Raw genomic sequence first — 7,031 nt, forward strand, 5'->3', positions numbered from 1 at the left:
TTACTTATATTTTCTAAAAGCCTGGATAAACTGATAAATACCGTAACCTACAAAGGTTTTTCCTAAGAAGTCAAACAAATAAAACCATGCGCTTGACTTTGTTGGTTCTTCAATGTAATCAAATTTATGTATTGGATTTAGATATTCCATATATAATTTAAAGCCTTTGGAAAAATCCCACTCAGAAATTCTGCAAAATCCTACAAAATAGAATCTATCAGTTAACAGTAAAGAGCAATAAAAGAAAATCCAACCAACGATTATTATAAAAAAGAAAGCCCTGCCATATGAATTGCCGTGGTCATTTGACCATTTGTTAAGCCAAAGATTAAATCTTTCAAAACGATTGTTTGACCAGTTTTTTAGTTTACCCCACCAATTAAGGCTACTATTATTCTTAAATGTCTTCAGCTCATTTCTATAGATTTCCTTCTCGATGGCTTTATATTTTAAAGATTCCGATAGATTCTTTTGCGATTCTAAAATATCTTTTAAAATCCTAAATGTTTCTCTTTTATTTTTTATTGGTATAATAGCCAATTCAGAAACTGCTTTCTCATATTCATCCTCATCCGTAAAGTATTTTACATCTTTATAATCTTCTAAATTAAATTCAAAAAGCCCAAGTTTGCCTGGCATAATTGCTAAAGAAAAATCAAACCCCTTTTCCGCTTTCGTACCCCTTAGAAGCATTAATTTTTCATTACGCGTGTAAGTGAACAGCACATTTTCCTTGAATGTAGCAGCAGAAAATACTACAGTATTTAAAAAGTCGGTTTTGTAGAATATTGTGGGTTTATGAAAGGTAGCCCTCCAAAAATCGACTAATTCATTAAATGTTGTATTTCTGAAATTAGCTTGGCTTTCAAATTCTGATTCCCAAAATTTTACTTTTCCGCTTAGTATTGCATTTTCTGCATTAAACTCACCTTTAAATTTACACTTGCTAAACGTTAATACTCCCTTGTAACCATTGAGTATTGTGCCTTTTTCAAAAATACAGTTGTCATAAAAACTCAATTTTTTATCGTGTGAATTTATCTGAACGTCTTCCTCAAATATACATCGATGAAAGTCAAATTCGTATTTTTTTAATTTACCTTCAATTTTAAAACTTTCCAATGCATTAGCCGCCTCCTGACTTAGTGGAAAACTGAAATTGTACTTAAATCTATATTTTTTACCATTCTCTCCGAGCGTTATTTTATATGTCGCAGTTCGGTCACGATTAACCCTAATGTAATTGCTAATTTCAAGCAGTAAATCTTTTTCGTTTGAAATAGTAACTTCCATGATTATCACCTTTAAAAATAAATTTAATACTTCAAAAACAAACTACGGATACGTATTTATACCTGTTTTTACCTACAGGTAAAAACCTACACAAACATTTGCTGCAACAGCCCTTTTTTAAACCCTTTGGCGGCAGCAACCTGCGCGCTTACCGCAGCTATCTTGGCATCTATAGCCGTAAGAAACTCCGCTATCTTGGTTTGTTCTGCGAGGGAGGGGAAGGGAATTTTGAACCTTTTTAATTCACTTCCATTTATTGAATTAATTGTTGCTCCTAAGTTTTTATCAATCTCTTTTCTATAGTTATCGGTATCGAAATAGTGAAAAATATATTTATTAAAATCGCTTCTATACACGGTCATAAAGGCTCCGAAAGCTAAACCTTCATTTTCTTTATTAATTATTGCATTTTTTCCAATTAGGTTTTTACTTCCATTTCTAACGCATATTAAAATGTCATTCTCTACAATAGGGTTGTATTTGCCGCTTTCAACAGATACATAAACATTATCAGTAAAGGTTAGGGTTCTGTCTTTAATGTTTGAAGACCTTAATACTAAAATTCCGTTTTCATTTATATTCTCAGGGCTATAAGTTAGACCGTTTACTACTTTTCCAACCTCCCCCAATTCCTTTTCTTCCCACTCCGGAAAATCCTTACCCCCATCATCCTTAAAGCGTATTTGCTGGCTAAAGAGTTTTTGCATCATGCCTTTTTTGTACTGCTCCAGCAGGGTTTTCTTTTGCTGTAGCTGCTCCAGCTTTTTATCTGCCGCCGATAAAAACGAGGCTATCTTTTGCTGCTCCGGTAGGGTGGGGAGTTTAAAGAAGATGTTTTTACAAACATCTTGATTTAACTTAGGTTGTGCTGTTCCGGTATTGTACTTTGTATAATCAATCCTTTCTAATACTTGAGTTAAAAAATCAATATTTGCTTTCGTGTTAGGTTTAATAACATGAGCATGGTTGTTAATCCAGCATTTTCCAGTTACCTTAAAAGCTAGCGGCAAATTGCGAGATAAAATATTTTCGCCATCTTCTCCAAGTAAAATAATTTCTTCATCAAAAATAAAGTCATTTACATAATCGATAATACCTGAGGCGCCATAGTAGGGATAAATACCTTTTATGTTATTTCTGTCAGATTGTTTAATTGGCCTTCTTCTTCCGTCTAAAAAGTTAGACACATCCCCTAACTTCTTTTCCTCCCACGCCCCGCTAAACTCCGGGAAGCGCAACTTTGGTGTAGTGTGCTGTGCCATAGTTAAAACGGTGTTGGTAGGTTTAGTTCTTTACAAAAGGCGGCTATCTGGGCATCGGTGGCTGCCATGCTTTCTTCCAGCGCGTGCAGCTGGGTGGCTATAGCGGCTATGTCTATTTGTTCTTCTTCTTCAAAGGTGTTTACATAGCGCGGTATGTTCAGGTTGTAGTCGTTTGCGGCTACTTCGTCTAACGTAGCCACGTGGCTGTATTTGTCTATAACGGCGCGGTTGCGGTAGGTGGTAAGTATCTTATCTATATGGTCTTCGGTAAGGCGGTTTTGGTTGCCCACTTTTTCGTATCCCTGGCTGGCATCTATAAACAGTATGTTATCGGGCTGGGTGCGGCACTTGCTTATAACCAGTATGCAGGTGGGTATGCCGGTACCGTAAAATATATTTGCCGGCAGGCCTATAACGGCATCCAGGTAGTTTAGCTTTTTTATAAGGTATTCGCGTATGGTGCCCTCTGCCGCGCCCCTAAACAGTACGCCGTGGGGCAGTACGCACGCCATAGTACCGTTATCGGCAAGGTGGTATACCATGTGCTGCACAAAGGCAAAATCGGCCTTGCTGCCGGGTGCCAGTTTTCCGTACTGGCTAAAACGCTCGTCGGTTTCGTTTAGCGGGTTGTCTTTGCCTTTCCACTTAGCGCTAAAGGGCGGGTTTGCCACTATGGCCTCAAAACGTTTTTCGGTATGGTGTGGGTTTTCCAGGGTATCGTCCTGCCTTATGTCAAAACGGCTAAAGTGTACATCGTGCAGTATCATGTTCATGCGCGCCAGGTTGTAAGTGGTGCGGTTTAGCTCCTGCCCGTAAAACTCCTCTACATCGGCCTCGCGTGCCACACGCAGTAGTAACGAGCCGCTGCCACAGGTAGGGTCGTACACGCTGCGCAGGCGTGCCTTGCCTGCCGTAACTATACCGGCAAGCACCTTGCTTACCTGCTGCGGGGTATAAAATTCGCCTGCCTTTTTACCGGCTCCGCTGGCAAACTGGGCTATAAGGTACTCGTAGGCATCGCCCAGCACATCGCTGTTTGCGTTGCCCAACTCAAAGTCTATTTTGCTAAGGTGCCCCAGTATTTTGCTTATCAGCTTGTTTCGCGCTTCTACGCTGCGCCCCAGCTTGGTGCTGTTGAGGTCAAGGTCTTCAAAGAGCTTGTTAAAGTCGTCTTCGCTATCGGTGCCCATAGTGCTTTGCTCTATACTGTTTAGTATGCCTTTAAGGTCTTCCAGTATAAAGTCGCTTTCGTGCTCAGTATTGGCGTTACCCTTTTGGGCTATGGCATCAAAGAGTTCGCCGGGTTTAAGGTAGTAGCCCAGGTGCAGCAGGCTTTCTTCCTTAATGGCGGCAAGGTCTTCGGCATCGGTTACCAGGGTGTAGTCTTTTACGGTTTCGGTTTCCAGCAGCTTGTTAGCAAACAGCAGTTGTTTTTCACTCAGGTACTTATAAAATATAAAGCCCAGTATGTAATCCCTAAATTCGTCGGCATCCATTTTGCCGCGTAGTTCGTTTGCTATGTTCCAAAGCTGCGTTTCCAGCAGCCGTTTTTGTTCTTCGCTCATGTGTTTTGTGTTTGTACTTTAGGGTAATATTGGTGGGTGGTTATTGGTTTTTTGTTTTAAACATTAAATTTTGTTCAAATAACAGGGAGTAAATATAAGAAAACCGATAGAAAGTGTAAATGTAATACTGGGTAGTTTTCGAGTTGTTTTATTTGATAATTTAGGGGTGATAATTTAAAATTTTAATATTATGCCAAACAACCACCAGGCCGATATTAGCAATGCTAATTCGGGCACATCAGGCTTTAACGCAACGTACCAGCAGGCGCAAGATAACCATGCGAACCAGCTGAACCCGAACCATCCAAGTTATCAGGGTAAGAAAAAGTAGTTGAGTTAAAAAAAGTAAACGGCTTATGTGTAGTACACGTAAGCCGTTTGTTATTCGCTAAAATTTCAGTTTAATCTTATCGGCAGCCTTTTGTAGTTTTATTTCTGTTATTGGATTTGTTGTTTTAAGTAGGTTACTTTCCGATGCAGAAATTAGCAAATCACTATTTATAGGCTTTTCCTTAACCTGGGGGTACAACTGGCGTACAGGCTTGAACCAAGAATCACAAAAACAGACAAACAAAACGCTGTTTTCAGAGGTTTGTAAGGACGCCAAAACGGATTATGTTTTCATAAGTTAACGGATATTTTGGTATAAAGTAATTTTGAAGTTTAATTGAGTTTAACTTAAGTAAAAGTTCTGTTGAGTGTCTTAAATTGTCTTCCGGTGCAATTTTCTTAACTTCTCGGAGCAACTTTTTCTACTGCATAAAATTGCGTCGGCAATATACCTTTAATTTTGTGCATTTTTGTAAATTTTGATGGTGCAGGGATAAAAATAAAAAACCTGAAAAGCTGTAACTTGCAGGTTTTATGTGATTTAACTAGCTTTGTTCGAAAATAAAGCCCTGTAGTGGTGGTCCTTACTGAACAATTTTGGAACCATTTCAAATCGGAGTTACATGATTTAAATAGCTGAATCCCGAATATTTAATATTAACCATACTACTTCAGAAAATTTTTCCACTCTACAAGAATATTGATAAATTCTTGTAGTGGAAGTGTTAAACTTGGCTCTAAATCAGTATTGTTACTTATTAGATATACATTTTCCTCATCACACTCAAATGTACCCGCAGTAACACCGATAGATATTGTACCATGTTTATCGGAAAAAACTTGTTCGAAAGTTTTTTGGTTATTCTGCACTAGTTTAATTTCAGAAACCGTGTCTTCAATTGTTTTAATATCACTGAGATCAGATAAGAAGTACGATAACATTATGTATTTGTCGCTTGTAGGTCTATTTTCTTTACCAACTATCGGATGAGTATAAAATTCAATTTTTTTCATTGGAGCCAAAATACACCAGATTCAGAGATTACGTTCACGTTTTAACTTAAAAAGTTTAATTTTCGCCTCATGTTCTTCCTGCTGTTTTGGAGTCATCAAATCCCACTTTATCGCATCTATCTTCTCCTGATTATCATAATATTCATCAAATAGTTTTTTATTCTTTTTTTAGTAAAGGTCAAGTTCTTTATCTGTCTTAAATACTTTGAAGGCAATAGGTTTCAAGAATTCATTTCGCTCTGTTAATACCTTTAATTGATTGTTGCTATCCATTATTTCTCCCTTAAAATTATTTCAAGGATTGTTTCACCTCTTTTAACAGGATGCTTTACTCTGCCAACGTTCTCAACTACAAATTTTGTACCTGATTTAAAAAGAACTTCCATTTCATGAGTTACTAAGCTGCCCTGTTCAACTAATTTCTATAAAGGACTTTTATCTCCCTTACTACGATTTGAATGGCTGTATTAATAATCTTCTAATACGTAGGCGGGATTAATTTTTACTTGTTTTGGATTAAGTTTTATTGTTTCAAAACTAACAAAGCAACCCGAATGTTTCCTTATTTTATATATCAAAATTTTACTACAGTATGAAAATAGAGAGTTTATACTGCAAATACTGAAACAAAATGCGTGTAACAATACCGTCTGCAAAACAAATTTAGACATCCTTTGTTTTGTTTCTTCTGTAAACAAAACTATCAACTTGAATCTAATAGAATAATAACTCAAAAAAAATACGGCTATCCTTTTCGGATAGCCGTATGTGAAGTAATTATTTTTTAATGAATTTAGCATGCATTCCTGAATCAGAGTTTACAATATAAACTCCAGAACTCAAATTGCTTACTTTAATACTGTTTTCACCTAATTTAAGTCTTTGGTGTATTATCGTCTTGCCCGTCATATCTGTAATAACAATATCCAAAGTTTCGTTAGTATCTATAAATAATACATCAGAAGTAGGATTAGGATATAATTTCCAATTACTCTTTACAACGGGTTTTATACCCAAACCGCTTATTACTGTACATTCAGATGTTGCCGAGCATCCATTTTCCGTAATTATCACGGAATAAGAACCATTTTCCATAGCAACGTAAAAGAAATCCGTTTCGCCGGCTATTGGTTGATTATTAGCACAATCAATCCATTGGTATGTGGCGCCTAATGACGATGTAGTGGCTGTTATAGTATTAGAAAATACAGTTACGGCAGTATCTATTGAGGTAACTTCAACCGTCATATTAGCTGCAGTGGCACACTGACCCGCATTTGGTGTAAATGTATAGGTGGTAGTGGCAGTACTATTTACAGCCGGACTCCAAGTTCCTGTAATGCCGTTTGTAGACGTAACAGGCAGTGTAAATGAAGTTCCGCTACATATTGGTGCAATTTGCGTAAATGTTGGCACTATATTGTTGCCTACTGTAACTGTCATGGTTGTAGTTGTAGCACACTGACCCTCATTTGGTGTAAATGTATATGTGGTAGTGGCAGTATTATTTACAGCCGGACTCCATGTTCCTGTAATGCCGTTTGTAGACGTAGCAGGCAGTGTAAAT

Annotated in this window: 6 protein-coding genes; 1 reads left to right on the forward strand and 5 read right to left on the reverse strand. The window is 37.4% G+C overall.

Going from position 1 to position 7,031, the window contains the following annotated elements; all coding sequences use genetic code 11:
- The 3 genes from ACLI08_RS13260 to ACLI08_RS13270 form a co-directional block, all read right to left on the reverse strand.
- Entirely contained in the window at positions 1 to 1,293 is a 1,293-nt protein-coding gene (locus ACLI08_RS13260) for a pentapeptide repeat-containing protein (RefSeq protein WP_411428979.1), read from the reverse strand.
- 86 nt (positions 1,294 to 1,379) lie between these two features.
- The gene (locus ACLI08_RS13265) at positions 1,380 to 2,555 is read right to left on the reverse strand and encodes a restriction endonuclease subunit S (RefSeq protein ID WP_411428980.1); all 1,176 of its coding nucleotides are present in this window, start codon (positions 2,553 to 2,555) and stop codon (positions 1,380 to 1,382) included.
- A 2-nt stretch (positions 2,556 to 2,557) separates the two neighbouring features.
- Positions 2,558 to 4,120, reverse strand: a complete 1,563-nt coding sequence (locus ACLI08_RS13270) for a type I restriction-modification system subunit M (protein WP_411428981.1) — start codon at positions 4,118 to 4,120, stop codon at positions 2,558 to 2,560.
- A gap of 190 nt (positions 4,121 to 4,310) precedes the next feature.
- Between ACLI08_RS13270 and ACLI08_RS13275 the strand changes: the two genes are divergently transcribed.
- A complete protein-coding gene (locus tag ACLI08_RS13275) occupies positions 4,311 to 4,451 on the forward strand; it encodes a hypothetical protein (protein ID WP_411428982.1) in 141 nt (46 codons plus the stop codon).
- Positions 4,452 to 5,116: 665 nt separating this feature from the next.
- Here ACLI08_RS13275 and ACLI08_RS13280 read toward each other — a convergent pair.
- Both ACLI08_RS13280 and ACLI08_RS13285 read right to left on the reverse strand, forming a co-directional pair.
- The gene (locus ACLI08_RS13280; protein WP_411428983.1) at positions 5,117 to 5,464 is read right to left on the reverse strand and encodes a hypothetical protein; all 348 of its coding nucleotides are present in this window, start codon (positions 5,462 to 5,464) and stop codon (positions 5,117 to 5,119) included.
- 777 nt (positions 5,465 to 6,241) lie between these two features.
- Positions 6,242 to 7,031: T9SS type A sorting domain-containing protein (locus ACLI08_RS13285; RefSeq protein WP_411428984.1), on the reverse strand; the 790-nt coding region annotated here is incomplete at its 5' end.

Origin of the sequence: Flavobacterium sp. RNTU_13 (assembly GCF_046614455.1) — a bacterium.
In the GTDB taxonomy this organism is placed as follows: Bacteria; Bacteroidota; Bacteroidia; order Flavobacteriales; family Flavobacteriaceae; genus Flavobacterium.

Excerpts from the sequence above, each read along its gene's own strand:
- ACLI08_RS13280 (WP_411428983.1), bottom strand. The coding sequence starts at position 5,464 with ATGAAAAAAATTGAATTTTATACTCATCCGATAGTTGGTAAAGAAAAT.
- ACLI08_RS13275 (WP_411428982.1), top strand. The coding sequence starts at position 4,311 with ATGCCAAACAACCACCAGGCCGATATTAGCAATGCTAATTCGGGCACA.
- ACLI08_RS13260 (WP_411428979.1), bottom strand. The coding sequence starts at position 1,293 with ATGGAAGTTACTATTTCAAACGAAAAAGATTTACTGCTTGAAATTAGC.
- ACLI08_RS13270 (WP_411428981.1), bottom strand. The coding sequence starts at position 4,120 with ATGAGCGAAGAACAAAAACGGCTGCTGGAAACGCAGCTTTGGAACATA.
- ACLI08_RS13265 (WP_411428980.1), bottom strand. The coding sequence starts at position 2,555 with ATGGCACAGCACACTACACCAAAGTTGCGCTTCCCGGAGTTTAGCGGG.